Raw genomic sequence first — 26,646 nt, 5'->3', positions numbered from 1 at the left:
CGGGTGCTCTCAGTTCGCGACCGGGACGGTCACGCCCACGGTCTTGCCGACGGTATCGTTCCAGCGCTTGGCCCATTCCGGACCGGCACGCTCGGCCCAATCGGGCAACACCTGCTTCTCGAGCGCGTCACGGGCGGTCTTCATGTCGGCATCGGTCGCCTCGACCAGCGTCATCGACGCCGGATCGCCCGATTTGCATTCACCGTCGCCCGTGAGGCATGCGATGTCATTGGCGAGACCGCCTTCCGCCGCGGCCCAGGCCTTGTCTTCCAGACCGGTTTTCACCGCATCCTTCAGCTCGGTCTGCATCTCGGGCGACAGTTCGTCGTAACGATCCTTGTTCATCGCGATCACCACCGGATCCCAGCCACCCAGCGGCAAGGTCATGAGATGGTCGGACACTTCCCACCAGCCGGCCGAATAGCCCGAACCTGCTCCGGTGACGGCACAATCGATCACGCCACGCTGCAACGAACCGGGAACTTCGGAGAAGGCGATGTTGACGCCCTCTGCACCAAGCGCCTCGAGAAGCTTGGTGGTCATCCGACCCGAGCCGCGCACCTTCTTGCCCTTGAGATCGGCGAGCGAATTGATCTCGCCTTTGCAGAACACGACCTGCGGCGGATAGGGCGCGATGCCCAGAAGCTCGGAGTTGAAGCGGTCATGCATGATGTCGACGACCATCGGGCGGGCCGCATCGACCATCGCCTTGGCCTCGTCGGCGGTCGTTGCGACCAGCGGCACGTCGAGCCCTTCCAGCTCGGGCGCATCGCCCACGGTGTAATCGGCGACAGTCTGGCCCACGTCGAACACGCCATCGCCCAGCATCCGGTAGACGTCGCCGCCGGCGATCCCCATCTGGTCGAAGCTGGTCAGCTGGGCCGAGAAATCGCCATTGGTCAGCTTCGGCAGTTCCTCGGTCCAGAACGGCGTGGTGAACTGCTTGTAGAGCGGCAGGCTCGACCAGCTCCCGACCACGGCAAGCTGTTCCTCGGCGAGGGCGGGCCCGGCCAGCAGCGCGGCCGTCATCGCGGTCATCATGATCTTTTTCATTGTTTAACTCCTGTTGGGTTTTCTTTTGGTTTTCGGTCGGCGCGTCAGACCGGATGGACTCCCGTCAGACGCCGTTCCGCGTGGCTTGCAGGGATGTCCGTGACCAGCATGTGGCCCGGCGCGTGGGTGATCGCGAGCCCCGGTTTCGCGGTCGCGATCGCGGCTTGCGGGGTAACGCCACAGGCCCAGAAGACGGGGATATCGCCGGGCTCGATAACAGGCGGATCACCATAATCGGGCGCGTCGATATCCGCGATCCCGATTTGGCTCGGATCGCCCAGATGCACCGGCGCGCCATGGGCGAGCGGGAACCGCTGGCAGATCGAGATCGCCTCGATCGCGTCCGCCGCAGGCATCGCCCGCATGCTCACGACCAGCGGTCCCGAGAACTGCCCCGCGGGGCGCGTGGGCAACGAGGTGCGATACATCGGCACGTTACGATCGGCGGTGATGTGGCGCACCGGAAGCCCCGCGCGGATCAGCGCATCCTCGAAGCTGAACGAGCAACCAAGCGCGAAGGAGACCATGTCCTCGGTCCACAGATCGGCAATATCGCTCGGCTCGTCCACCAATTCGCCGTCGCGCCAGACCCGGTAGCGCGGCACATCGTGGCGCAGATCGATATCGCCGAGGCTGGGGAGCGACGGATCGCCCGGCTCGCCCACAGCCAGCAGAGGACAGGGGCGTGGGTTGGCCTGACAGTAGCGAAGGAATTCCGCTGCATCGGTTCCGCGTAGCATGACCAGATTCGCCTGCAGCGCCTCGCCCCCCTGTCCGGCCGTCGGCGCGGTGAACCGCCCAGCGCGGATTTCGGCACGCAAGGCGGCTGGCGAAGCGATCACGGATTTCGGTGCGTTCATCTGGTCCTCCGGTTTGGATGATGATCCCGCGCCACGACCGATTAGATCAATAGTTCAATTTTCTTCATTATTGATGCTCTCACAGGATCACTCCCGCCCGGCTGCTACCGCCGCCTGCGTCACGGCACGACCGATTTCCTCATTGCGTTCAGCATCATAGCAGATCACGAACTCCAATGACGGCAGGCGCGCCTCGGGGGTGACGTCGATCTCACGCAGCATCGCGTGCGGCCACGCCTCGACGATGGAGTGCGGAATCGTGCCAATCCCGAATCCCTGTTGCACCAAGTGCAGCACCGTCGCCAGCGAGGCCGATCCATGCACAGTCGCGGGCTTTCGCCGTCCGGGGCTGAGGGTCTCGATCACCTGCCGGTGCGGGCTCGTCGTCTTCGGGAAGGACACGATCGGCAAGGCGGTCAGGTCATCGATCTCCGCGGGCTGCGGCAGGGTGAAATGCTCAGGAGAGACGAACCAGCCCATCGTCACCGGCGGCAGCGGCGTCAGCGCGATCCCCCGGGGCGCCTGATCGCGGAGCATGATCACCACGTCGAGCGCATCGTCGCGCAGCGCCTGCCCCATCTGGTCCGATGTATCGACCGAAATCTCGAAGCGCAGCAGCGGGTGATCCTGCCGCAACGACGTCAGCATCCGGGGCAGGATTGTATGGGTCATCGTCTCCGCTACGCCGAGCCGCACGACCCCCGCCATCACGCCATGGGTCAGCTCACTCAGGATCCGATCGCGCTGCGCGATCAGAACCTCCGCCTCGTCGACAAGCCGCCGCCCCGTCGCGCTGAGCCGCACGCCGCGTCCGTCGCGCTCGAAGATGGTGATCCCCATTCGGTCCTCGAGATGCCGAATCCGCCGCGAGATCGCCGATTGCGCGAGTCCCGTTGCATCGGACGCCGCGCGGAAGCCGCCGTAGCGCACCACGGAGCGGATGATCTCGATGTCGCGAAAACCGAACATGACGCGATGCTAAGCGGTGCCATGGCGCGACTGTCAAGCGCATCGGTCGAACGCGTGTCAGCAGGCGACCCGCTGATCTCGCGGATTTCGGTCAGTGGTGAGGGCGTCTCGCGATAAATCTCGGTGGTGCATTGGCAGCGCTCTGGAAGGGCGTAGCCTTCCGCGGCCACAACGGATTGTGCAGTTCCGCCTATCCTTGTTCGGGATCCGAGAGCGCACGACCCACCATCGGCGCACTTTCGACCAGCAGCGCGGTGTCACGCGCACTATCAGTCCGCTGATCGAGCTGGTGGCTAAATCGGCTGACATGCCGCTTATTGGGCGGCTAGCCGTCATTCGACGAGCGAGCCACGAAGGTCCGCAGCGCGAAGAGAGCGCACAGTCCTGTGTCGTCAGCGCGACGAGCTGCGTCACCGTGTCATCAGATACTCCGCGACGGCCTGGTAGGGCGCTCGCCCCTAGTCGTCAACCCGAACGGTTTCGCTCAAAAGCGTGAAGTGGCGGGGGCTGAGTTTGGCATGCCAAGTGACCCCGTCGGGATCGTGACGCAGTTCGGTCTCTGCCTCACCGCGCAGGAAATTTTCGATGACCTGGGTGCCGAGCCCCTGACGCGAGGGCGGCTCGACCGGCGGACCATCGCGCTCCTCCCAAGAGAACGCGAGCGCTCCGCTGTCCGGAACCACGCGCCAGCGCACCGCGACCCGACCGTCGGGGATCGAGAGCGCACCGTATTTAGCCGCATTGGTGGCCAGTTCATGGATCACCAGCGCAAGGTCGAAGGAGGGCTTTTCAGCCACGAGCACCGGAGGCCCCTCGGTCACAAGTTGTCCGGCAGCGCTGGTGTAGGGCGTCACGTGATCTCTCACCAAGGCATCGAGCGGACGGGCCGTGGTCCCTTCCTGCGCGAGTTTGACATGCGCATCGGTGAGCGCGCGGAGCCGGCCCGAAAAGGTCTTCGAAAAGCTTTCAAGATCGGCGGCGCGGCGCACCGTCATCGAGAATAGCGACTGCAGAACCGACAGGCTGTTGCGCGTTCGGTGGCGTAGCTCGCTGAGCAGAAAGCGGCCCCGTTCCTCTTCCTGATAAAGCCGATCGATCAGGTCGCGGGTCTCGAACTGCCGCTGACGCGCTTCGGCCTGAGCTTCGAAGACGCTTTGCAACACGGCGGTCTTGACCGGGCGCTCGAGAAGTATCGGCGGCGGCGCGTTTTCCTTGCGGTTGATGATCTGAATCGCGGGCGGAAGGCGGCTGATCTGACTGAGAAGAAACACCGACGGCAGCCGCGCCCACGCGGGTTCGGCCGCGAAAGTGGCGTTCAGAGCCTCACCGGTCTCACGGCCCGCGCCCTCCTGGCTGATGACAACAAAAAGAACGCCATCAGGGCCTTGCGCATTTAAGGCGGCGGCGAAGGCGCGCGCGGTGATGCAGGTCCGGGCGGTAAAGCCGCACCGCTCGACAACCCGCGCCAAGGCTCGGGCGTCGTCCTTGAGCGGCGCGAGGATCAGGACCGGCGGCATCTCGGAACAGGGCTCGGACATCGCTTCACTCTGCGCTGAGATCGGATGCATCTCTGGCACGCTGCTCGGCTTCCTCGGAAAGGGGAATGATTTCCACAGCGCCGGATCGGATGATCAGCTGTTCGATATTGCGCCGGTGTTCGCTGTGACGTTTCTTGAGCACTGCGATGGACCGTCGGATTTCCGAGTGCGCCTCGTATTGGCGCAGAAGGATAATAGAATCGGCGAGAAAACTGGCATCGATGGTCGTCCTTGGCGGCTCACCCAAGAGGCCATGCTGGGTCATGGTAATGATGACCAGAACTTCACGGCGGGTAAGATGCTGCAGCAGCGCCTGCATATGCGTCATCACATGGCTGCGCTCCGGCAGTGCCTCGAGGTAACCGCTGAGACTATCGATGACCACGACGCGGGCGCCGTCATCCACAGCGCTCAGCACCGCATTCGCAAACTCGCCCGGAGATACCTCCGCGGGATCGAAGTGTCGCAACCTGAGGTGGTCGGTGTCCTCGTAACCCTCCACCTCAAGCCCGACGCCTGCGGAGCGGTTGCGCAGCACTTCGGGGCGCTCCTCGAAAAGGAACATGGCCGCAAGCAGTCCACGCTCGGATGCCGCGCGCGCCAACAGGGTGGCGATGGTCGACTTGCCGGTGCCGGACTGGCCCGAGATCAGCGTGGTGGTGCCGAATTCCAGCCCGCCGCCCAGAAGCTGAGCGAGCGGTTCGTGCGGCGGCTCAAGCCGGTCCTCAAGGGTGGCAGGTTGCGCCTCATGCGGGATGACACGCGGGAAAACCTCGAGCCCGCCAGTGTTAATGCGGAAATCATGCCAGCCCTCCCGGAACGGGGCGCCGCGCAGTTTGACGATTGTCAGCCGCCGCTGGGTGATCCCGATGGGCGGCGTCGTGCTGTCGAGTTTGATGACGCCGTGGACCACGCCCTCGGCGTGACGTTCCCCATCCGGATGATCGAGATGGTCAATCAGCAACGCCGTGCAACCGCGCTCGCGCAAGTCGCTGCGGAGTGTGAGAAGCTCGCGCCGGTAAGCTGAATCGGTCGAGGAAAGCATTCGCAACTCCAGCAGGGAGTCGAACACGACAATTTCGGGGTCGGAGTTTTCAAGTTCGCCGCGCACCCCCTCCATCAATTCGACAAGATCGGCCTCGTCGCTCTCGACCGAGATGCTCCGCTCGCCTCCGCCGAGTTCGGGCGTGTAGACCTTGACGCCGGACAGATCGAACCCGTGGGACTTCGCGATCATCTCGATTTCAGGCCGGGATTGCGCCACGCTGATAAAGAGCGCGCGCTTCCCGTCGGCAACCCCTTCGGCAAGGAAATGTAGCGCAAGGGTGGTCTTGCCGGTGCCGGGAGCCCCCTCGACGAGCATGATCCGCCCAGCGGGGTAGCCTCCCCTCAGAACTTCGTCGAGGCCGACAACCCCCGTGGACACTCTGCCGTCTTGATCAACCACTTTACCCCCTAACCCGCAGATCCAACGCCAATTCAGGTGGGCCGGCCAAGGCCGACGTCGCCTGATATAAATTGTTTCAAGACATTAAGGTTTCCATGCTGGATCAAAAAATCGCGTTTGGCAATGAAACGGCCCCGTTTGGCGTCGGGGACTCGCCCTCCGAGACTCCTGCGCAGCCCGACGGAGACCAGCCTGATGCCGGAGCTTCATTCAGCCGCAACTGACGGCCGGTTTCTGCTGCGGTCCCGCCCACCTCGGAGGTTCGGTCCACAGCCATACGTCCTCAGCCGCCGCCCTTCGTGCCAGAGGAGGACGATCGTGATGAGGTTAAACACCGTCAGCAAGATCAGCCCGAGGAGGTGCGTCGACACCCACGGCGCTTCCTTGATCTCTTCTCGGGCCAGCATTTCGACCCAATTGAGGATGGCCGGCCCCGAGACAAGGTAGAACACAAGTTCGCCAGCCATCTCGGTCAGCGCGTGCAATCCTCAGAGCGTGGCACTAAGCCTGAATGCTTGATGAACGCGGTGTCACGGACTTGCGGACCCGCGACCTGACCTTTTCGATGAAAGGCACGCAATGGACGCAGCGATTACTCACTGGATCAATTCCTTCGCGGACCACAACGCCTTTGTCGATCAGGCGATGATCGCAATCACTCAAGCGGGCGTGCCCTTCATCGTGCTTGTCGTCGTCCTGCAATGGTGGAGCCGGGAAAACCGGCAGCATCTGCGTCATGTCGCAATCTGCGCCGGACTTGCGTTCCTTCTGGGGCTTGCGATCAATCAGGGCATCCTGCTCTTCATCCACCGCGTGCGCCCATATGACGCCGGAGTCTCCAACCTTCTTATCGCCAAGAGCGCCGACTGGTCTTTTCCGTCCGACCACGCCACTGCCTCGATGTCAGTCGCCATGGCATTTGCGCTTCAGAAGCTTCCGCGGCGGGCGCTGGCATTCTCCGCGATGGCTTTCCTCATCTGTCTGTCGCGCATTTACGTCGGCACCCACTACGTCACCGACGTTCTGGGAGGCGCTGCCACCGGGATCGTAGCGGCAATCGTCGTCCGGGCGCTTTATCGAGAAAACAGCAAATTCGATCGTTTCGCAAAAAGCATCCTTTAGCGGGAAACACTGCTTTCTGCAGAGAAGTCGTTCACCTGTGGCGAAGCGAAAGCCCGCTTTCCGCCCGATAGCGGGCTTTCCCCGTATTGTTTTCCAATGTTGGTTCTCGTCTGCCGTTCACCATGATGATGACGCTTTTGGGCATCTGCGAGATTCGATGTTTTCAGACATTTCCACGCGTGGATAAAGTCAGCTCTCAGCCGCCCCAGGTCCTCTCGAGCAGCGCCAGCCAGTTGCCATGTGCAAGCTTCTCGATCAGTGGCGCGTCATAGCCATGGCCGCGCATCGCGTTGATTAGGCGCGGCAGCCCCGCCACATCACCGAGATCGGGCGGAATAGCCACTCCATCGAAATCCGAACCGAGCCCGACCCGGCTCTCGCCCAATGCCTCGATCAAGTGATCGAGATGGCGAAGCATCGGGTCAAACCCAGCGAAAGGTTTTCCGCTGCCGTCCTGACGTAGAAATCCCAGCCCGTAGTTGAGGCCAACAATGCCGTCGCTCTCACGGATCATTGCAAGCTGTCGGTCTGTGAGATTGCGCGACGAGGGACAGATCGTATGCGCATTGGAATGGGTGGCGACCAAGGGCGCGTCGGAAAGCGCCGCGACGTCGTCAAAACCTTTCTCGTTCAGGTGGCTCAGGTCGATCATGATTTTCAGCCGGTTGCATTCCGTCACCAGCCGTTTGCCCGCCTCGGTCAGCCCGTCCCCGGTATCGGGCGAGGACGGAAACGCAAAGGGCACACCGTTGCCGAAGGCGGTCGGGCGCGACCAGACCGGGCCAAGCGAGCGCAGCCCCATCGCGTGCCAGACATGCAGCAGATCGAGATCGGGCCCGATCGCCTCCGCGCCTTCGAAATGCAGGATCGCGACGATCTTCTTTGCGGCCATCGCGTTGCGGATATCGGCGACAGAACGGCAGATTTTCAGGCTCCCCTCCCGCTCCATCCACATGAGGTGGCCGACCATCTTCATCGCAACGGGCAGTGCGTCCTCGAGCGGAATCTCCTTCGGCAAAGGCAGCGAAAAGGGGGGATTTCGCATGATGGCGTCCAAATCGGGATCGTCATGGGCGACTGGCGACGGAATGTAGACCGCGAAGAACCCGCCCGCGAAACCACCCGCACGCATCCGCGGCAGGTCGAGATGGCCCTCTCCGGTATCGCTTAGCCAAGTCGTCTCGCGGGCCTCCGGGGCGCGCAGCAGGCGCAGAAGGAAATCGTTATGGCCGTCGAAGACCGGAACCGGGGCGCTCATGTGAACTCATCCTCTTTCATTTGGCCTGTGAACGCTTCCGGTGGTTCACAGTGGCATATTTTGCGGCACGGAGGCTGCGAAGATCGGCACCTGGGAGTTCTTCCTCGACGCCCATGTTGATCCGCCGCCGGCCAGTTCTCCATTCATGGGAGATGTAAGCAAGTCGAATTGTTATCCGAAAGCGCAAGCTTGCACGCCGCGATGCCGGGAATTGGCAGGGTCCATTCCACGGCGATCCGGCTGGGCGAGAACGCGCATATCTGGCTGAAGGTCTCCGGCTCCGAGCGCAGTTCCGGGCTTGATCCGCCTTACGCGGATGCGACGCCCTTCGCCGCCAAGCTGGTCGAGCTTTACCCGACCCGGACGATCTCGGGCACTGACTGGCGGCACCCGAGTTTCCGCGCAGACACGCCCGATGATAGGTCTTGGTCGATACCTTACCGATATAACCGCGAATGCCGCGCTCTTCCTCGCCTCCGACGAGGCGCGCTTCGTCACCGGCACCGAGATCGGGACCTATCAGCTTGGTGTGCTCGGCGCCGGGGTCATGAAGATCGAGGACCGAACGACTCCGATCAGGCGCGGATGCAAGGCAGCGGTCCTCTCTTGGGGCGCTACTCACCCCATTTAACATAAGGCGATCTCGACCGGGGCGGAGCGCGCCTCGATCTCTGTCGCGGCGTCGAACAGCACGTCTTCACGGAACCGCCCCGCCACCATCTGGATACCCAGCGGCGCGCCCTCTGGCGTGGCCCCGGTTGCCAGCGACAGCGCCGGCAACCCGGTGATCGGCAGGCCCACCATCGCGTTCTGCGCTTCCCAGACACGGCGGAAATCGGCATCGCTGCCAAGATCGAGATTGTCGGCGAAGGGCAGTTCAGAACTCGGCGGCAGCAGCACCAGCGGGTAGCGCTCGACGAAGAGCGCCCATTCCCGCGCGATCTCGGCCCGGCGGATCAGCGCGCGCGGAATCGCATCGGGGGCGAGGGAGCGAATGAACTCCGCCTGCCCCTCCAGCACCCGCAGCGCGCCCGGGTCGCCCTCGGCCTGCGCCGCGGCGAGCTTGCCGGGATAGTCATGGCCGAGCCAGAGTGTGATCTGCACCCGTGCGGCCTCGGCGATCGGCGGCAGCGCGTCGAGTTCTTCGACGATCCAACCAGCGGCGCGAAGCTTCTCGGCGGATTGCAGAAGGCTCTGTTGCAGCGCGGGATCGGTCTGCGCGCCATCGGGCCGAAGACACAGCGCCGCGCGCCGATCCACCGCAGGTCCGTGCAGCGGCGCGGGCACCGACCAGATGTCGCGCGGATCGGGCTTGGCCATCGCGATGAAAGCGAGCCGCAGATCCCCGACAGAGCGCGCGAGCGGTCCTGACGTCGCCATCAGCTGCCCGCCGATATCGCGCTCCGCCCCGCTGGAATTATGCGCCGCGATACGCCCGAAGCTCGGCCGCAACCCATGCACGCCGCAGGCATAGGCCGGGTAGCGAACCGAGCCCGCGATATCCGTGCCATGCGCAATCGCCCCGATCCCGGCCGCCACCGCAGCGCCAGCGCCGCCCGACGACCCGCCCGGCGTCAAATCCTTGCGCCGCGGATTGTAGGTGTGGCCATGCAGCAGGTTGTTGGTGAACCAGCGGTAGCTGAAGGCGGGCGTATTGGAGCGCCCGAGGCTGACCGCCCCGGCGCCCAGCAGATTCGCGACCACCGGGTTGTCGGTCTTCGCGATCAGGTCCTTCTGCGAGGTCAGCCCGTTCGTCGTCGCATAGCCGCGCTGGTCCACGATCACTTTGATCGTCACCGGCACCCCGGCCAGCGGCCCCGGATCCTCGCCGCGCGCGATGCGGGCATCGACCGCCTCCGCCGCGGCCAGCGTCTCCTCGGGCCGGCACTCGACAACCGCGTTGATCGCAGGGTTCACCGCCTCGAGCCGCGAAAGCCCCGCCTGCGCCACCTCGCGCGCGCTCACCTGACGCGACCACACGAGCGCCGCGATTTGCGTGGCCCCCAAGGACCAGAGAGCGGGTTCTGCGGTGTCGTTCATGTCGGTAACTCCATCGTGGAAATTGAGGTTGCGCCGACCGATCGGGGCGCGCGCCCTTCGGGCCTAGCCGCGGCAGGTCTCCACGATCACCTCGCGCAGCCAGCGATGCATCGCGGAGTCGTTCTTGCGGGCGGTCCAGACGACCGACAGGTCGAACGGGCCGCGGAACGGGCATTCGTTGAGAACCAGCCCCTCCATCGTGCGCCCCAATCGACTTGGCATCGTCGCCACGAGGTCGGACTGTCCAAGAAGCGAGGCGAGCCCTGCCGGGCTCGGCACCGTGATCGTGGGTCGCAGAGAATGGCCCGCTGCTTCGATCTCGTTGACATAGGCCGATTTCCAGCCGCCGCCGTAATTGATGTAGACATGGTTGAGCGCGAGGTAGCTGTCGACATCGAGCGGCCGCCCCGCCATCGGATGCCGCGGGTCCATGAAACAGGCATACTCTTCGGTATAAAGGCGGCGCGAATGAAAGCCGGATTCGCTGCGCGCGAAAGGGCCGACAAGAACGTCGGCTTCCCGGCGCAGAAGGCGCAAATGGCCGTCGCCCAACGCATTCACCACCTCGACCTCGAGATGCGGGGCCTGTTTGCGCAGCTCGGAGACGATCTTCGGGATCATCAGGATGCGCTCATAATAGTTGCAGGCGATGGTGACCTTGGCGCGAGACTGCGCGGGATCGAACTCTTCAGGCTGCGCAACGTCGTCGAGCTTCTCGAGGATCTCGATTACTTGCTGGAGGATATGTTCGCAGCGCTCCGTCGAGACCTGCCGCCCGCCCTCGCGCACGAAAAGCGGATCCTGAAAATAGGCGCGCAGCTTGGCGATCGTGTAGCTCACCGCCGACTGGTTCACGTCGAGCTTTTCGGCCGCCGCCGTGAAGGAGCCCAGTTCATGGACCAGCCGCAGCGTCTCGAGCGCGGCGATGTCGAGCCTGCCGGGGGATGCGGTCGATTGCGGCATGATGTTCCATCAAATTTTTTGATGGCATATACAAGATTCATCTTATTGTTACAAGAAAGACCGCGCCTTACGCATGTCCCCGGAGGAGATTTCGGGAGGACATCATGGCGCTCGCACCGCTGGACGAGGAGATTACGCTCGCGCAACTGACGACGGATCCCTATCCGATCTATCGCCGATTGCGCGCCGAGAGCCCGGTTCTGCGGGTCGCCTCGGCGGGTCGCACGTTCCTGACGACGGCGGAACTGACCAAGAAGGTGAAGGACAATCCGGAGCTGTTCAGCAGCGACGATCCAAATACCCCGATGAAGCCCGCATTCCGCGCCCATACCCTGATGCGCAAGGACGGCGAAGAACATCTGCGCGAACGCATGGCGATGGCCCCGGCGCTCACGCCGAAGCGGATCCAGACCGATTGGGGGCCGCTCTACGAGAAATTCGCCGAGGAATATGTCGGTCGGTTGCCGCGCGGCGAGACGGTCGATCTGTTCTCCGAGCTATGCGGACCGCTGGCCGCGCGCATCCTCGCCCATGTGCTGGGCATCCCGGAGGCGAGCGACGCGCAGATGCAGCGCTGGTCGCAGCACCTGATAGACGGAGCGGGGAATTTCGGCTGGCAGCCCGAGCCTTTCGCGATCTCGGACAAAGCCAATGACGAGATGGACGCGCTCTTCACAGAACTGCGCGAAAAGCGGATCGCGGAGCCGGACGGCTCGGCCTATTCGGTGATGCTCAACGCCGAAAACCCGATCCCGATGAGTCAGATCTGGGCCAATATCAAGATCGCGATCGGCGGCGGAATCAACGAGCCGCGCGACGCGCTGGCCACCATCATTTACGGGTTGCTGACCAATCCCGACCAGCTGGAGCAGGTTCGCGCCGAGGGCGCGTGGAGCAAGGCCTTCGAGGAAGGCGTGCGCTGGGTCGCCCCGATTCAGGCGAGTTCGCGGCTGGTGACCGAGGATACCGAGCTTGGCGGCTTCGAGATCCCGAAGGGCGACACGGTGATGACGATCCAGGCCTCGGCCAATCGCGACGAGAGCATCTACGAGAATGGCGAGGAGTATTTCGTCTTTCGCGACAAGAACCCCCATCAGGCTTTCGGCAACGGCCCCCATCACTGCGCAGGCGCCCATATCGCGCGGCGCACGGTGGGCAAGATCATCCTGCCGCTGCTGTTCGACCGCTTCCCCGACATGCGCCTGCCCGATCCCGACGCGGTGATCTGGCGCGGCTTCGGGTTCCGCGGCCCGATCAACCTGCCGGTGGAGTTGAACTGATCCGCGGTTGCGCGGACCGGAGAGAGGAGGAATTCCAATGATTAAAGTGACTTACGTCGCACAGGACGGCACGCGAACGAATATCGACGCCGATGAGGGCGATAGCGTGATGCATGCGGCGGTCTCGAACGATGTCGACGGGATCGTCGGCGAATGCGGCGGCTCGATGATGTGCGCGACCTGCCATTGCTATGTCGACGACGCATGGGCGGAGAAGGTCGGACCGCGCAGCGCGGGGGAGGACGACATGCTCGAAGGCGCGGCATCCGAAGTGACCGGGCGTTCGCGTCTGTCGTGCCAGATCAAGTTGACGCCCGAGCTCGACGGGCTCGTGGTCCATCTGCCCGAGGAACAGTTTTGACCCCCGGGACCGTCACCATAATCGGCGCGGGCCAAGGCGGCTTGCAAGCTGCGATCAGCCTGCGGCAGAACGGCTTCGAGGGCGCGATCACGCTGATCGGCGACGAGCCGGGCTTGCCCTATCAGCGCCCCCCGCTCTCGAAGGTCTATCTGCAGGACGGCAAGGCAGAGGCGCTCTACCTGCGCCCCGAAAGCTTCTTCGAAGCAAAGCGCATCGACTACCTCCCCGGAACGCGCGTGGAGGCCATCGACCGCGCGGCGCAGCGCCTCACTGTCCTGCGCAACGGGGCCGAGCTGTCCCTGCCCTATGACCATCTGATCCTCGCCACCGGCACCCGCAATCTGCGCCCGCCGATCGAGGGCATCGCCCATGCCTGCGATCTGCGCACGCTGACCGACGCGCAGCGCCTGCGCGAGAAGCTGGACCAACCGACCCGGATCGCGGTGATCGGCGGCGGCTTCATCGGGCTGGAATTCGCGGCCGTCGCACGCAAGCTCGGCCATGAGGTCGCGGTCATCGAGGCCGCTCCGCGCCTGATGGCCCGCGCGGTCTCGCAGCGGATGTCGGACCACTTCGCCGACCTGCATCGCGGCTGGGGCACTGCGCTTCATCTGGGCCAGCCTGCCGTGGCGGTGGAGCCCGCGGGCGTGACGCTGGCCGATGGCACGGAGGTCACCGCGGATTTCGTGCTGGTCGCGGCGGGCGTTCGCCCGAACGTGGAACTGGCCGAGGCGGCGGGGCTCGCCATCGACAATGGCGTGAAAACCGATGCCCGGCTGCAGACCTCGGATCCCGCGATTTCGGCACTCGGCGACTGCGCGAGCTTCCCCGATCCGCGGGGCCGCGGGCATATCCGGCTCGAGAGCGTGCAGGCTGCCACGGATCACGCGCGGCTGATCGCGAAACGCCTCGCGAAGGGCGACACCGATCCCTATGGCGCGCTGCCGTGGTTCTGGTCGGATCAGGGCGCGTGCAAGCTGCAGATCGCGGGCTACGCGACACCCGACGCGGCGGAGGAGGAGATCGCCGCGGGAATCGTGGGCCGTTTCGACGAACGCGGGCTCGCCGCTATCGAGACCATCGACAACGCGCGGGCCCATATGCGGGCGCGCAAACTCATCGCGTCGCCCAAGCCGGTGACGCGCGCGGATCTGGAGGAGATCGCCGCCTAGCGCGGCACATGAACGACAGGCCCCGGGAGGAGGGGCTCAAACGGTCCAACGGGAGGAGAGACCATGAAACACACGACCCTTAGCGTCGCCACCGCCATCGCGGTCGGGGCAACGATCAGCATCGCAACCGCCGCCGGCGCGCAGGAGCTGAAATACGCGAACTGGGCGCCGCCGACCCATACGATCAACGCAGCCCAGATCGAGCCCCTGGCCAAGGCGCTCTCGGAAGGCACCGACGGGGCGGTAACGCTGCGCGGCTATCACGGCGGCGAACTGGGCGCGGGCCCGGCCGATCAATACGTGCGCGTGCTGCAGGGCACCGCCGATATGGGCTGGGGGCTGCAGGGCTATACCTCGTCGCAATTCCCCAAGAGCCTGATCGCGGAACTGCCGGGTGCGCTGCCGCTCGACGCGCCGGGCTACAAGGCGCTGTGGCAGGCCTTCGACACGATCAAGGGCGAATATCCGCAGACCGAGGTGATCGCGCTCTGGGGGTCGGAGCCCAACATCCTGATGATGCACGACAAGGACGTGCGCACGCCCGCCGATCTCAAGGGCCTGAAGATCCGCGTCGCGGGGTCGATCTCGGCTGCCGCGATGGAAGCGCTCGGCGCGACGCCAGTGCAAATTCCGATGACGCAGGTCTATAACGGGCTGCAGACCGGGCTGATCGACGGCGTGGTCAGCGGCGCCTCAGTGCTTTCGGATTTCAAGCTCAACGAGGTCGTGGGCAGCGTGACGACGGGCCCGAACCTCGGACGCCTCGCCTTCTACACGGTGATGAACAAGGCGGCCTATGACGGTCTCTCGCCCGAAGCGAAATCCGCGCTCGACGCGATGAAGGGCGAGAAGATCTCGAAGATGACCGAAGAGGCGTGGATCGCCACAGCGAACAAGGCGCTGGAAGCCGCTCGCGCCTCCGACGCCACCACGGTGATCGACCTCGACGCCGACGGCTCGAAAGCCTTCAATGACGCGCTCGCCGACGTGACCGACACCTACGTGAGCAAGGTCGGCGGCGAGGATACGCTCGCGGCGATGCGGAGCGAGTGATGCTCGCACGCGCGCAGAAACTGGTGGACAGGCTGATCGGCCTGTCCGCGATCATCGGCACGACGGGGTTGATCTTCGTCGTGGCCGTGATCGTCATCGACGTTATCGGGCGCAATTTCGGCATGCCGCTCTACGGCTCGCAGGACCTGATAACGATGACGATGGTGCTGATCGTCTTCGGCGGCATGGCGCTTTGCGATCGCCGCGACGGCCATATCGTCGTCGACATCTTCGAGAGCGCCTTCTCCCCTGCCCTGAACCGCGCGATCGATATCTTCTCGGCGTTCCTCGGCGTCGCGATCTTCGTGCTGATCGCGGTGACGGTCTACAAGAGCGCGCAACTGAGCCAGATGCTCAACCTCTCGACCAATCTTCTGAACCTGCCCAATGCGTGGTTTCAATATGCGCTGGTCGCGCTGTCGCTAGTGGGCGCGCTGACGATGTGCCTGCGCGCGCTGCGGCTCATGTCGCGCCACGGCTATGAACATCATTCCGAAAGGGACGTGCTATGACCCCCGCGCTCACCGGATCGCTCGGGCTCGCGCTGTTGCTCGGCATGCTGCTGATGCGTGTGCCGGTGGCCTTCGCGATGTTCGCGGTGGGCTTCGTCGGCATCTGGATCCTGAACGGGCTGCAGGCTGCGACCGGGCTTCTGGCGTCGGAGACCTTCTCGCTGGCCTCCAATTCCGAACTGATCGTGGTGCCACTCTTCATTCTGATGGGAAATGTCGCGAGCGTGACGGGTATGAGCCGCAAGCTCTACGACGCGGCCTATGCCACCGTCGGCCAGGTGCGCGGCGGTCTGGCGCTGGCCACGGTCGTGGGGTGCGGCGGCTTCGCGGCGCTGTCGGGTTCCTCGGTCGCCTCGGCGCTGACGATGGGCCGCACCGCGCTGGCAGAGATGGACCGCTACGCCTACAGCCCGCGCCTCTCGACCGGCGTCGTGGCCGCGGGCGGCACGCTGGGCATCCTGATCCCCCCCTCGACCGGCTTCGTGATCTACGCGATCCTCACGCAGCAAAGCATCGGACGGCTCTTCATGGCGGGCATCCTGCCCGGGCTTCTGTTGCTGAGCGCCTTCATCCTGACCATCGCGATCCTCTGCCTGCTACGCGCCGAGATGGGACCGAAAGGCCCCGCGACCAGCGCCGCCGAGAAGGGCCGCGCCTTCCTCGGCGCGATCCCGATCCTGCTGGTGATCGTGCTGACCATCGGCGGCATCTATTCGGGCCTGTTCTCCCCCACCGAAGCGGCGGGCGTCGGCGCCGCCTTCGTGATCGCGATCGGGGCCTTCAGCGGCACGCTGAGCCTGCGCAGCTTCTGGCGCGCGGCGCAGGACAGCATCGTGACCACTGCCTCGGTGATGCTGATCCTGATCGCGGCGCATCTGATCAACCCCTTCGTCGCCCTGAGCCATCTGCCCGCCGAGGTGAGCGACCTTCTGGTCTCCCTCGATCTGGGCCGGGTCGGAACGCTGATCCTGATCCTCGCGATCTACATGGTTCTGGGCTGCTTCCTCGAAGGGCTCGCGATGCTGGTGCTGACCTTGCCGATCTTCCTGCCGGTGATCCTCGATCTCGGGATTGACCCGATCTGGTTCGGCGTGCTGGTGGTGCTGACGCTCGAGATGGGGCTGATCTCGCCTCCGGTGGGGATCAACGTCTTCATCGTGAAATCGGTCGCGCAAAACGTGCCTCTGATCGAGATCTTCCGCGGCGTGCTGCCCTTCTGGTTCGCGATGCTGGTGACCCTTGCAATCCTCGTCGCTGTGCCGGGAATATCGCTGTGGCTGCCCGGGATGATGTGAGGCACAAAGGTTTCAGAGGGCGCCGGCCCGGCAATCGCCGCGCCGCGTGACGCAAGATCGAAGTCTCAAAGGGAGGATATTATGAAAGAGATCGGAATGCTGCTGGACGGAGTCTCCGCCCCAGCCGCCTCGGGCGCGACTTTCGACCGGATCGATCCCGTGACCGGAGAGGTCGCCACCCGCGCCGCCGCGGCGGGCCGCGACGATGTCGAGGCGGTGGTCGCTTCTGCTGGGCGCGCTTTTCCCGGCTGGTCCGCGACCGGGCCGAACGGGCGGCGCAAGATTCTGTCGAAAGCCGCCGACGTCATGGAAGCCCGCGCCGATGACTTCATCCAGGCGGTGATCGCCGAGACCGGCGCGACCGGGCCTTGGGCCGGGTTCAACGTCCATCTCGCGGCAGGCATGATCCGCGAAGCGGCGGCGATGACGACACAGATCGGCGGCGAGATAATCCCCTCCGACAAGCCCGGCACGATGGCGATGGGCGTCGCGCGCGCCAAGGGCGTCTGCCTTGGCATCGCGCCGTGGAACGCGCCTGTCATCCTCGGCACCCGCGCGGTCGCAATGGCGCTCGCCTGCGGCAATACGGTGGTGCTGAAGGCCTCGGAAATGTGCCCCGCGACGCATCGCCTGATCGGCGAGTGTTTCGCCGAGGCCGGGCTCCCCGAAGGGGCGCTCAACGTGGTGACCAATGCCCCCGAGGACGCCGCCGATGTCGTCGAGGCGCTGATCGCGCATCCCGCGGTCAAGCATGTGAACTTCACCGGCTCCTCCGCCGTCGGCCGGATCATCGGGCGGCTCGCGGGCGAGCATCTGAAGCCCTCGCTGCTGGAGCTGGGCGGCAAGGCGCCGCTGATCGTGCTCGACGATGCCGATCTCGACGGTGCGGTGAACGCGGCGATCTTCGGCGCATTCATGAACCAGGGCCAGATCTGCATGTCGACCGAGCGGATCATCGTCGACGAGAAAGTGGCCGATGCCTTCGTCGAGAAACTCGCCGCCCGCGCCAACGCTCTGCCCGCAGGGGATCCGCGCGGCGAAGTGGCGCTTGGCGCGCTTGTCTCTGAAGCCGCCGCAGAGAAGATGGACGCGCTGATCGCCGACGCGACCGAGAAAGGCGCAAAGCTGGTCGCCGGGGGCTCTCGCGAGGGGACCATCGTCGCGGCGACGCTGCTCGACGGCGTCGCGGAAGGCATGCGCATCTATGCCGAGGAAAGCTTCGGCCCGGTCAAATCGATCATCCGCGTGAAGGGCGACGAAGAGGCGCTGAAAGTCGCCAACGACACCGAATACGGCCTCTCGAGCGCGATCTTCAGCGCCGACGTCTCCCGCGCGATGGCGCTGGCGAACCGGCTCGAAACCGGGATCTGCCACATCAACGGCCCGACGGTCGGCGATGAGCCGCAGATGCCCTTCGGCGGGGTCAAGGCCTCGGGCTACGGGCGCTTCGGCGGACGTGCGGCGATCGCCGAATTCACCGACCTGCGCTGGATCACCGTGGAAGATCCGAAACAGCATTACCCAATCTGATCTGGATTCTGCGATACACGATGAGAGGGAGCCGCCCCCCCCCGGGGCGGCTCCCTTGGCGTTCGACCCATCGGGCGGCTCATCCGAAGCGCCCCCAAAACCCAATCGCGCGAACGTGAACGTGCCGCCAATTATCCGATTGAAACTATCAGAAAAGCCCTTTAGGGAAGCTGACGCGCAGTAAAACTGTCGGCACTGTGGTTGCCGCCCCACCTGACGCAGCCGTTTTTTCAACTCGATTAAGACCCCTCGGCCTCGAGTATCAGACCTTCCGCAATGATGATGCTGGCCACACCGGAGAGAGCAAGCTCTTGACCTCAAGTTCCGTCGTGATCCTTGAAGACGATGCCGATGTCCGAACCGTCATCGAACGGGCCATCGCCTCTGAAGGATACCCCTCGAAATCCTTCGGCACGCTTGGCGCGTTGTTCGCCGGAGACGCCCTGACGAGAGCCGATTGCTTTCTCGTCGACATAACCCTCCCCGACGGCTCCGGATTCGACGTCCTACGGGCGATCCGCAGCAAAAATCCCGGGGCGGGCATCATCGTTCTGAGCGGGCGCACCGACGAAATCGATACGGTTCTCGGCCTCGAGCTTGGCGCGGACGACTACGTCTGCAAGCCCTTCCGGGCGCGAGAATTGCGCGCCCGGGTCAAGGCCGTGCTGCGACGGACGGCGGACCGTAAGTTTGCGCAAAAAGCGGCGCAGGACAGCCCGGCGGATGTCTTCGAAATCTCGGGCTTGCGGTTCAACCGCCGCGCGCGATGGGTGCGCACCCTTCAGGATGTTAAGATCCCGCTTACGACGCTGGAATACGATGTTCTCCTCACACTCGCGACCCAGCCGGACACCGTGCTGTCTCGCGATCAGATCATGGACCGGGTCAGGGGGCCGGACTGGGCAGCCTTCGATCGCACCGTCGACGGGGTGATAAGCCGCATTCGCTCCAAGCTGGAGAAAGCCGACGTCTCGCATGGCGCGATCAAGACCATCCGCAACGTCGGCTACGTCTTCACCAGCGAGACCTGACCTGCGGCCCGGAAGCCGGTCGGGCGGCGTGGCAGGAACCCCTTAGCCAGGGAGACGTTTCGGAAGATGAAGCTAAAAAGGCAATCGACCGGCTTGGGAACGTCCCGCGCATCGTATTTTTGATTTCGGGCGTTGCTCTCCAGCAGGCGCCATGTTGCCGCGGAGAACCCGACGTTCGGCTCACCTGTGACACCTCGGCGCGCCAAACCTGGCGCCCCCGTCGATCTGAAATCGGGCACTCCACGCGCAATGCCGAAAGGAAGACATGGCCCGCTCGAATCTCGCCCTACTCGAAACCCATCCCTGGCACGAGACGTCGCTGGGTCCGGTCGAGGATTGGCCGCCGGAGATGCGCGGGGTGATCGCGGCGATCATGGCGTCCGATTTTCCCGTCTGCACAGGCTGGGGCGACGACACGATCCAGATCTACAACGATGCCTACAACGCGATTTTCGGCGACAAGCATCCCGCCTCTTTCGGGGCACCGCTGCGAGACACCTGGCCCGAAATCTGGCCATTCGTCCGCGACAATCTGGGCCACGTTAAAAGGAGCGGCGAGCCGCTTCTGTTTCAGGACACGATGTTGCCGCTGGCGAAGACGGGCCGCCCGGAGGAATGCTACTTCGATTTTTCCTACAGTGCGATCAAGGATCTGGGCGGGCGGGTGCTCGGCGTCATGTCGATCGCTGTCGAGACCACGGACGCGGTCGTCGCGCGGCGGCGGCAAGCAATGTCGGAGATCACCGCCACCTCCCATGCCGGCGGCGGTGTCCCCGCCTTTTCCGGCGCGCTGCATGCGGTGCTGTCCGACAACTACATGGACTGCCGGGCCGGAATCCTGTTTCGCCTGTCGCCCGAGAACGGCATGCCGCTCGAGGCGGAATGGACCATTCGTGCGGATCCGCAGTTCACGGGCGCCCTGCGCCCCGTCGTCGCCGCCGCGCTGTCGGGGAAAAGCGAGCGGATTTTCAACCTGCCGCGCGACGCGCAGAGGCCGGAACTCTCGGATCGGGGGATCGTGATCCCGATCGCGGATGGGCGCGCGCAGCTCATCGCGGCGCTTGTGCTGGTGCCGCACGCCTTGGTGCCGATCGACCGGAGCCTCGCCCCCTTCGCGACCCAGCTGTCGCAACGCGTTCACGCCTCGCTCCATTCGGCCGAGCTTCTGGAACAGGACCTGGTCCGGGCGCGCGAGCAGATGACCGAGCAGTCGGCGATGTATCAGTTCCTTTTCGAAAACATCCGCGACGGGGCGATCTACACGGCGACGACCGGGCGGCCGGAGGATGACGAATTCGTCCTCGCCCTCAACACCCGGGCTTGCGAAATGCTCGGCTACGACGCGGAAGAGGCGATCGGCATGCATCGCGACGCTTTCTTCTTTCCGGAGGATCGGGATCTCGCTCTGGCCCTTCAGGAGCGGAACCGGAACGACGTCTTCGTCGGCGACCTGACTTTCCGGGCGAAGGACGGCAGCCCGGTTCCGGTGGAGGTCACGTCGAATATCGTCGAACTGACGAAGGGCGAGCGGCGGTCCGTCACCATCATTCGCGATCTCGCCAATCGAACGTCACGGGACCGGGAGCGCGACGAGCGCATGCGCACGGAGGCTCTCGCCAGCTTGACCCGCGCGGTGGCGCATGACTTCAATAACCTGCTGACCGTCGTGCTTGGCAGCCTCGATGCGCTCGAGGAAGGTCTGCCCGAGCAGGACAGCAACCTCAATCTCGTCCAGAGCGCGGTGCGCGCCGCGGAGGAGGCGGGGCGCCTGACGAGCCAGCTCCTCGCCTATTCGCGCCGGACGCCGACGAAGCTGAGAATGCTCCAGATCGGGGCCTTCGTGCAGGAGATCAGACCGCTCCTGATCGCGGCTTTGGGCGACGCCAACCGGCTCGACATCGATATCGGCGAGGACGTGGCGAATTGCTGGGCCGACACCTCGGCCTTGACGTCGGCGCTGATCAACCTCGTCACCAATGCGCGCCACGCGATGACGGGAGATGGCACGCTGTCGATCACAGCGAACGTCGTTTCCGGGACGGGTTTCTATCCCTCGCATGACGGTTACGAACTTCCGCAGGAGGAATACGTGGCCGTGAACGTGCGCGATAACGGCCCCGGCGTTCCGGCCAGCCACCGGGAAAAGATATTCGAGCCGTTCTTCACCACGAAAGGCATCGGCGAGGGAACGGGTCTCGGCCTGCCGACCGTGCTCGATACGGTGCGCCAGATCGGCGGCGATCTAAGGCTCGGGCCCGGCGACGACGACGGGGCGGAGTTCCAGATCCTGCTGCCGCTTGCCACCGAGGCCGATGGCAAGGAGGCCGAGGCGGCCGCTCCGGCGGGGAATGATGAGGTCGTGCTCTACGTTGAGGACAACCTCCTCGTTCGCGAGAAAACGGTGCTGATGCTGCAAAATCTCGGGTTCTCGCCGCTTGTGGCTCGTCACGGGCGGGAGGCGCTGGACTATGCCCGGAGCGATCGGAGGATCGACATCGTGCTCACCGATCTTGTCATGCCGGGCCTGTCGGGGCGGGCGCTGGTCAGGGAGCTGGCGCGGCTGCGCCCCGCGCTGCCGGTGGTCATAGTGACCGGCTACGACCCCGAAGACCCGGCCAGCGGAATGGAAATGGCCTCGGTCCTGATGAAACCCTATTCGCGGGAGGAGCTTGCCGACGCATTGGTGCGCAACTTGCCGTCGCCCCGGACGGAATGAGAGACGCGCTTGTCCGGGGGGTCAATGGAATAGGTAGCTCTGCTCAGGCTCCGGCCTCGCGACATGCTTTGCCGCCAGATGAATTTCGTCGAGGCGCTTATAAGCGAAGTCCAAGCCGTCCATGTCGGGAACGATCCGGGCCGTCGCTGCCGGACCGATCAATTTCATCCGCCACGTGGGAAAGACGCGCGCCCGGATCAACCGAATTCTGAGCGGCGTGACGTCGGTGTGGCGCGCGTCGGAGACGATTTTCGCATAAACGCTTCTGGTTTCCGCCGAAGGGCCTTCGATGGTTTGCAGGAAGTAGGTCCCGTCGAACAGAAGCAGACCGGTGATGCCAAGTCTCTGGTTTCGATCGAGGCTTTCGGAAAGGATCGCGCTTATCCCCTCGATGGGCTTCCGAAGGCAGGAAAAGCTTCGATAGGTGATGGTTAGCAGTTCCGTCATGACCAATCTCTTGCTCTTGTCTGGAGAGTTTTGGTCCCGCCTTTCTTCAGTCTGGAGACTGAGCTTGCACGGGAGACATGCATGTCTGTCAGTGCATAGCTTGACCGCCGCGACAACCCGTTTTTGCTTTGCGCGCTCGCCTGCGTCGATCTTGCCAACATCGCGACGCCGATTGGACGACGAGCAGAAGAAGAACGGCTACCAGACCCGCGACGACGTCGACGACCAGCGAGAGCCAGATCGAACCGCCCTGCAGAAGCGTGAGCACGAGGCAGACATGACCCACGAAGCTGCCGATGAAAATATACCCCACCGACATCAGAGCTCGCACCACCGCGTTTTCTGTCGCGGATTTTCCAGCCGCGGCGCCACCCGGAGATAGGGCAGGACATATCCCCACCTGCTGCCGACGAGACGCTGGACCTCGGCTTCCTCCATTGTGTCGGGTATGATCACCGGGTCGCCCTCGAACCAGTCGGAGGGCGTCGCGAGCCCGGTGGAGCTATGGAGTTTCACGGCTTCGATCACGCGGAGCGTCTCCTCGACGCTTCTGCCGACATAGATCGGATATTCGAAAATCATCCGGATCTTCATTTGCGGGTCCAACAGGAAGGATTTGCGGACCGGCCAGGATTGGTGCTCCTTTTCATGGACCATCCCGAAGAGCGACGCGAAATCTCCACCGATGTCGGCAGCGGTCGGGAACCAGACCCGCGCGTCATACAGCTTTTCGATGTCGGCGTGCCAAGACAGTTGCTCGTCCACGCTCGATCCCGTCAGCCCGAGCACCTTCGCGCCGAGCCGTCTGAACGCTTTCTCGTTCTGCGCCAGCGCGCCGATTTCCGTGGTGCACACAGCCGTATTCGCAGCGGGATGGCCGAAGAGCAGCACCCAGTTGCCTTCCGCCCAGGGCCAGAAATCGATGTCTCCCTGCGTGCTCGGAAGCGTGAAATTCGGGAAGATGTCGCCAATTTTGGGCAGCCATTTGACCGTTCTCCGGTAGGCGACAGGCAGTTTGATCGGTCGTCCGGTGCTGTCCTTGGGGGCGAAGAATTGCTGACTCATCGAACCTCCTCCTCGTTCAACGTCGCAGCCGGTCTTCGCCACGACGTAAACCGGTATCTCCGGTGGTTGAGGCCGGGGTTTGCGTCGCGTTTTCGGAAACTTGTGATTTTTTGCAGAATGTGGCGAAAATTTGGAAAACGTTCGCTTTTTCGACCCGCCGGGCGGTCGTGGCAGACGCTCAGGTGATCTTCGATCCCGTGAACGCCAGGAGCGGCCCACCGCGGACCGCTCGTGAAGGCCCCAGCTTCCCATCTGGGCGGAGGCAGGCATTGACGACGCCCGAGCAGTGGCCTTTCGACACGGGGCCCGCACCGCCCGCGAAGGCTTGACGCTCGACAATGACCGGCGCGCGGCGGCACGCGACCCTTACGCGGCTTGTTTGCAACGAAAGAACATCTCCGATGACATGCCGTAGATTTCTGCCCGCCACGCTGGTCGTTCTGATGCTTTTGCCGGGCTGCGAAACCTTGACGCCGCAGCAGCGCACGGCGGTCGGGCTGACCGCGGGGGCCGCGGCCGGGTTGATCACCGCCGACGCGCTGGAGGCGAACCGGGACTGGCGGATCATCGCGGCGCTTGCAGGAGCCGCGGCCGGTGTTCTGGTGGCGCAGAACAGCGTCACCGATCGCTGCGCCTATTCGAACGGCGACGGCAACTATTACGTCGCCGATTGCCCGCGCTGAGACAGGCCAAGGGGCGCGGCGTTCAGGCCGTCCCCGTCGCGCTCACTTGTGGTGATTGGCGACGGCGCGGGTCATCTCGCCCACGATCTGCAACGACGTCCCGTGCGCCACGTCTCCGAGGCTCAACATCCCGACCAGCCGCTTCTTGTCGTCCAGCACCGGCAGCCTGCGGATCTTGCGCTGATCCATCAGGTGCACCGCGTCCTCGATCGTCTCGTCGGTGCGGCAATAGACGACCCCGGGCGTCATCACCTCTTCGGCACGGGTCTTCGCCGGGTCGAGACCCTTCGCCACCACGCGCAGCGCGAGATCCCGATCGGTGATCATGCCGATGAGCTTGTCGTCCTTGCCGATCGGCACGGCGCCAATATCGTCCTTCTCCATCTGCAGGGCGATTTCCTTGACCGGGGTGTCGGCATCGGCCCATGCGGCGGGCTCGTGCATCGCGTCACTGATTTTCATGGCATCCTCCTGAACCGAGTCAGACCCGCAGCTTGCCCCACCCGGGGCGGCGCGCATTGACCGCGATCAGCACTTCACAGCCCCGCGCCTTGTCGAGCGTCAATGCCGGGACGCCGCGAATCCGCGAGAGTGAAGACATCGATGGGAGGAGTGGAAACGGAACGCCATCCGGGAGAGGCATCGAGAGATGCAAACCGCAGATGGTCGAGCCGTGGACACAAGGAGATCTGTCGATCGAAGGGCCATCTCGGCTATGCGAACTCAGGCGCCCACGTGCGGAGCTCGCAGTTTGCGGGATGGTCCTTCGTCATTGTCGGCGCGCGAAGCCGGGCGTCGCTCACGGGCGACGTCCGGTGGCAGCCGCGCTTGCGTCGCGATAACCCCGACCCGGATCAGAGGATGCTCTGCCCCGTCGCAGCCCAGTCCGCGGTGAAGGTTTCGAGCCCCTTGTCGGTCAGCGGATGCTTGACGAGCGCCCCTATCAAGCCGGGCGGCATCGTGCCGGCATCCGCCCCGGCCAGCAAGGCGCCGGTGACGTGGTTTGCGGATCGCAGGGACGCCGCCAGTATCTTCGTATCGAGCGTGGGATAGGCATCGAAGACCTGCCGGATATCGCGCAGCAGCTGGGTGCCGTCGAGGTTGATGTCGTCGAGGCGCCCGACGAAGGGTGAGACATAGGTCGCGCCTGCCTTCGCCGCGAGGAGCCCCTGGTTCACCGAGAAGCACAGCGTCACGTTGGTCTCGCGGCCCTCTTCCCGCAGCGTGCGGCAAGCCCGGAGCCCCGCCATCGTGAGCGGCACCTTGATGCAGACATTGGGCGCGATCTTACCGAGTACTTCGGCCTCGCGCATCATCGTCTCGTAATCGGTGCCTGCGACTTCGGCGGAGACCGGGCCGTCGACCATCGCGGCGATCTCGGCGATCGCGTCGCGGATATGCGCACCACTCTTGGCGATCAGGCTCGGATTGGTGGTCACCCCGTCGATCAGATGCGCCTCCGCAAGCGCGCGGATCGCCTCGATATCGGCGGTGTCAGCGAAAATCTTCATGTCGTTTCCTTTCGTCGTCAACTCGGGTGGACGGTTCAGTGACCGGTGAGGATGAGGTCGGCCTCGACGCTCTGCTCAAGCACGCGGCGCGCGTTTTCGAGGTCGTTCCGGCTGGCCCGGGCAAGCGCGTCCTCGGGGGATAGCCCGTGCTCGATCCAGCGCGCGACGAGCCGGGACTTGAGCACCTCCATGGGCGGCGCGAGCATCACCGTCGCGTCGAACAACGGCGCGAGCCCGGCCCAGTCGCCGCCGCCGAACAGCAGGTAATTCCCCTCGACGATCACGATGCGCCGGTCCGGGCTCAACACGCCGGCCTCCGGAAGCGTCCGGTCCTGCGTGCGGCTGAACAGCGGGTAGCGGATCTCCCTCCCGTCATCGCGCAACCGGCGCACCAATGCCTTGAACCCGGCGACGTCGAAGGTCTCGGGCGCGCCTTTCACCGCGCGCAAGTTCCGCCTGTCGAGTTCTTCATTGTCGAGATGGAACCCGTCCATCGGCACCAGCGCCGCCGCATCCGCCGCCCGCCCGCGGGCGTTCAGCGCCGCGGTCACGGCTTCGGCCATCGTCGATTTCCCCGAGCCGGGCGGCCCCGCGATGCCAATCAGAACCCGCCCGTGGTCGCGGGGCTGCCTGTCCACCAGATCGAGAATGGCCTCCAGCTGTGCCTCGGTCGTGCTCATCGCTCAGGCCGCCTCTGTCGCGCCGTCGGGCGTTTTGGCGCCGGTCATGAAGGCGACGGC

The 26,646-nt window shown here is 64.5% G+C and carries 25 protein-coding genes; 11 read left to right on the top strand and 14 right to left on the bottom strand.

The window, feature by feature from the left end; genetic code table 11:
* Window positions 1–9: 9 nt before the first annotated feature.
* From B6V74_RS18410 to B6V74_RS18385, 6 genes are all read right to left on the bottom strand, one after another.
* Complete coding sequence (locus B6V74_RS18410) at window positions 10–1,053, bottom strand: TRAP transporter substrate-binding protein (protein ID WP_088720639.1); 1,044 nt, start codon at window positions 1,051–1,053, stop codon at window positions 10–12.
* A 44-nt stretch (window positions 1,054–1,097) separates the two neighbouring features.
* The gene (locus tag B6V74_RS18405) at window positions 1,098–1,913 is read right to left on the bottom strand and encodes a putative hydro-lyase (protein WP_088723641.1); all 816 of its coding nucleotides are present in this window, start codon (window positions 1,911–1,913) and stop codon (window positions 1,098–1,100) included.
* Between the two features lie 87 nt (window positions 1,914–2,000).
* Window positions 2,001–2,882, bottom strand: a complete 882-nt coding sequence (locus B6V74_RS18400) for a LysR family transcriptional regulator (RefSeq protein WP_088723640.1) — start codon at window positions 2,880–2,882, stop codon at window positions 2,001–2,003.
* Between the two features lie 458 nt (window positions 2,883–3,340).
* Entirely contained in the window at window positions 3,341–4,420 is a 1,080-nt protein-coding gene (locus B6V74_RS18395) for a sensor histidine kinase (RefSeq protein ID WP_168184257.1), read from the bottom strand.
* A gap of 4 nt (window positions 4,421–4,424) precedes the next feature.
* Window positions 4,425–5,867, bottom strand: coding sequence for an ATPase domain-containing protein (locus B6V74_RS18390; protein ID WP_088723638.1), 1,443 nt, complete (start codon window positions 5,865–5,867; stop codon window positions 4,425–4,427).
* A gap of 206 nt (window positions 5,868–6,073) precedes the next feature.
* A complete protein-coding gene (locus tag B6V74_RS18385) occupies window positions 6,074–6,334 on the bottom strand; it encodes a hypothetical protein (RefSeq protein WP_088723637.1) in 261 nt (86 codons plus the stop codon).
* A gap of 112 nt (window positions 6,335–6,446) precedes the next feature.
* On the opposite strand from B6V74_RS18385, the gene B6V74_RS18380 reads away from it, so the two are divergent.
* Window positions 6,447–6,989, top strand: a complete 543-nt coding sequence (locus B6V74_RS18380) for a phosphatase PAP2 family protein (protein WP_088723636.1) — start codon at window positions 6,447–6,449, stop codon at window positions 6,987–6,989.
* 196 nt (window positions 6,990–7,185) lie between these two features.
* Here B6V74_RS18380 and B6V74_RS18375 read toward each other — a convergent pair whose 3' ends face one another.
* The 3 genes from B6V74_RS18375 to B6V74_RS18360 form a co-directional block, all read right to left on the bottom strand.
* Window positions 7,186–8,247 carry a dipeptidase gene (locus B6V74_RS18375; protein ID WP_088723635.1) on the bottom strand — a complete coding sequence of 354 codons (1,062 nt, stop codon included), beginning with the start codon at window positions 8,245–8,247 and terminating at the stop codon, window positions 7,186–7,188.
* A gap of 627 nt (window positions 8,248–8,874) precedes the next feature.
* The gene (locus B6V74_RS18365; RefSeq protein WP_088723633.1) at window positions 8,875–10,287 is read right to left on the bottom strand and encodes an amidase family protein; all 1,413 of its coding nucleotides are present in this window, start codon (window positions 10,285–10,287) and stop codon (window positions 8,875–8,877) included.
* Window positions 10,288–10,350: 63 nt separating this feature from the next.
* Entirely contained in the window at window positions 10,351–11,250 is a 900-nt protein-coding gene (locus B6V74_RS18360; protein ID WP_088720628.1) for a LysR family transcriptional regulator, read from the bottom strand.
* Window positions 11,251–11,354: 104 nt separating this feature from the next.
* Here B6V74_RS18360 and B6V74_RS18355 point away from each other — a divergent pair, with 104 nt between their 5' ends.
* The 9 genes from B6V74_RS18355 to B6V74_RS18315 all read left to right on the top strand — a co-directional run bounded on the left by B6V74_RS18355 (window position 11,355) and on the right by B6V74_RS18315 (window position 22,200).
* Window positions 11,355–12,530 (top strand): cytochrome P450, encoded by a 1,176-nt coding sequence (locus B6V74_RS18355; protein ID WP_088723632.1) that lies wholly within the window; start codon window positions 11,355–11,357, stop codon window positions 12,528–12,530.
* A gap of 37 nt (window positions 12,531–12,567) precedes the next feature.
* Window positions 12,568–12,891: a 2Fe-2S iron-sulfur cluster-binding protein gene (locus B6V74_RS18350; RefSeq protein WP_088723631.1), complete on the top strand. Its 324-nt coding sequence runs from the start codon at window positions 12,568–12,570 to the stop codon at window positions 12,889–12,891.
* Entirely contained in the window at window positions 12,888–14,063 is a 1,176-nt protein-coding gene (locus B6V74_RS18345; RefSeq protein ID WP_088723630.1) for an FAD-dependent oxidoreductase, read from the top strand. The genes B6V74_RS18350 and B6V74_RS18345 overlap by 4 nt, the downstream gene beginning before the upstream one ends.
* A 63-nt stretch (window positions 14,064–14,126) precedes the next feature.
* The gene (locus tag B6V74_RS18340; protein ID WP_075777398.1) at window positions 14,127–15,116 is read left to right on the top strand and encodes a TRAP transporter substrate-binding protein; all 990 of its coding nucleotides are present in this window, start codon (window positions 14,127–14,129) and stop codon (window positions 15,114–15,116) included.
* Window positions 15,116–15,628: a TRAP transporter small permease gene (locus B6V74_RS18335; RefSeq protein ID WP_088723629.1), complete on the top strand. Its 513-nt coding sequence runs from the start codon at window positions 15,116–15,118 to the stop codon at window positions 15,626–15,628. Before B6V74_RS18340 ends, B6V74_RS18335 begins: the two co-directional genes overlap by 1 nt.
* Window positions 15,625–16,923 (top strand): TRAP transporter large permease, encoded by a 1,299-nt coding sequence (locus B6V74_RS18330; RefSeq protein ID WP_088723628.1) that lies wholly within the window; start codon window positions 15,625–15,627, stop codon window positions 16,921–16,923. Before B6V74_RS18335 ends, B6V74_RS18330 begins: the two co-directional genes overlap by 4 nt.
* 81 nt (window positions 16,924–17,004) lie before the next feature.
* Window positions 17,005–18,453, top strand: a complete 1,449-nt coding sequence (locus B6V74_RS18325; protein WP_088723627.1) for an aldehyde dehydrogenase — start codon at window positions 17,005–17,007, stop codon at window positions 18,451–18,453.
* Between the two features lie 197 nt (window positions 18,454–18,650).
* Window positions 18,651–19,484, top strand: a complete 834-nt coding sequence (locus B6V74_RS18320) for a response regulator transcription factor (protein ID WP_088723626.1) — start codon at window positions 18,651–18,653, stop codon at window positions 19,482–19,484.
* 265 nt (window positions 19,485–19,749) lie between these two features.
* Window positions 19,750–22,200 (top strand): PAS domain-containing sensor histidine kinase, encoded by a 2,451-nt coding sequence (locus tag B6V74_RS18315; RefSeq protein WP_088723625.1) that lies wholly within the window; start codon window positions 19,750–19,752, stop codon window positions 22,198–22,200.
* Between the two features lie 21 nt (window positions 22,201–22,221).
* On the opposite strand, the gene B6V74_RS18310 is transcribed toward B6V74_RS18315, so the two are convergent.
* Both B6V74_RS18310 and B6V74_RS18300 read right to left on the bottom strand, forming a co-directional pair.
* Entirely contained in the window at window positions 22,222–22,647 is a 426-nt protein-coding gene (locus B6V74_RS18310) for a BLUF domain-containing protein (RefSeq protein WP_088723624.1), read from the bottom strand.
* 318 nt (window positions 22,648–22,965) lie between these two features.
* Window positions 22,966–23,754, bottom strand: a complete 789-nt coding sequence (locus B6V74_RS18300) for a redoxin domain-containing protein (protein WP_168184256.1) — start codon at window positions 23,752–23,754, stop codon at window positions 22,966–22,968.
* Window positions 23,755–24,113: 359 nt separating this feature from the next.
* Here B6V74_RS18300 and B6V74_RS18295 point away from each other — a divergent pair, with 359 nt between their 5' ends.
* Window positions 24,114–24,395, top strand: coding sequence for a glucose-6-phosphate isomerase (locus tag B6V74_RS18295; RefSeq protein ID WP_088723621.1), 282 nt, complete (start codon window positions 24,114–24,116; stop codon window positions 24,393–24,395).
* A 42-nt stretch (window positions 24,396–24,437) separates the two neighbouring features.
* Here B6V74_RS18295 and B6V74_RS18290 read toward each other — a convergent pair whose 3' ends face one another.
* From B6V74_RS18290 to B6V74_RS18280, 3 genes are all read right to left on the bottom strand, one after another.
* A complete protein-coding gene (locus B6V74_RS18290) occupies window positions 24,438–24,857 on the bottom strand; it encodes a CBS domain-containing protein (RefSeq protein ID WP_088720618.1) in 420 nt (139 codons plus the stop codon).
* Between the two features lie 392 nt (window positions 24,858–25,249).
* A complete protein-coding gene (gene fsa / locus B6V74_RS18285; RefSeq protein ID WP_088723620.1) occupies window positions 25,250–25,906 on the bottom strand; it encodes a fructose-6-phosphate aldolase in 657 nt (218 codons plus the stop codon).
* Between the two features lie 35 nt (window positions 25,907–25,941).
* Entirely contained in the window at window positions 25,942–26,586 is a 645-nt protein-coding gene (locus B6V74_RS18280; RefSeq protein ID WP_088723619.1) for a uridine kinase, read from the bottom strand.
* Window positions 26,587–26,646 lie beyond the last annotated feature (60 nt).

This window comes from Thioclava sp. F42-5 (assembly GCF_002213195.1).
Classification (GTDB): Bacteria; Pseudomonadota; Alphaproteobacteria; order Rhodobacterales; family Rhodobacteraceae; genus Thioclava; species Thioclava nitratireducens.
Note: the sequence above shows the minus strand (reverse complement) of the source record. Positions and strands in the feature narration are given on the sequence as shown.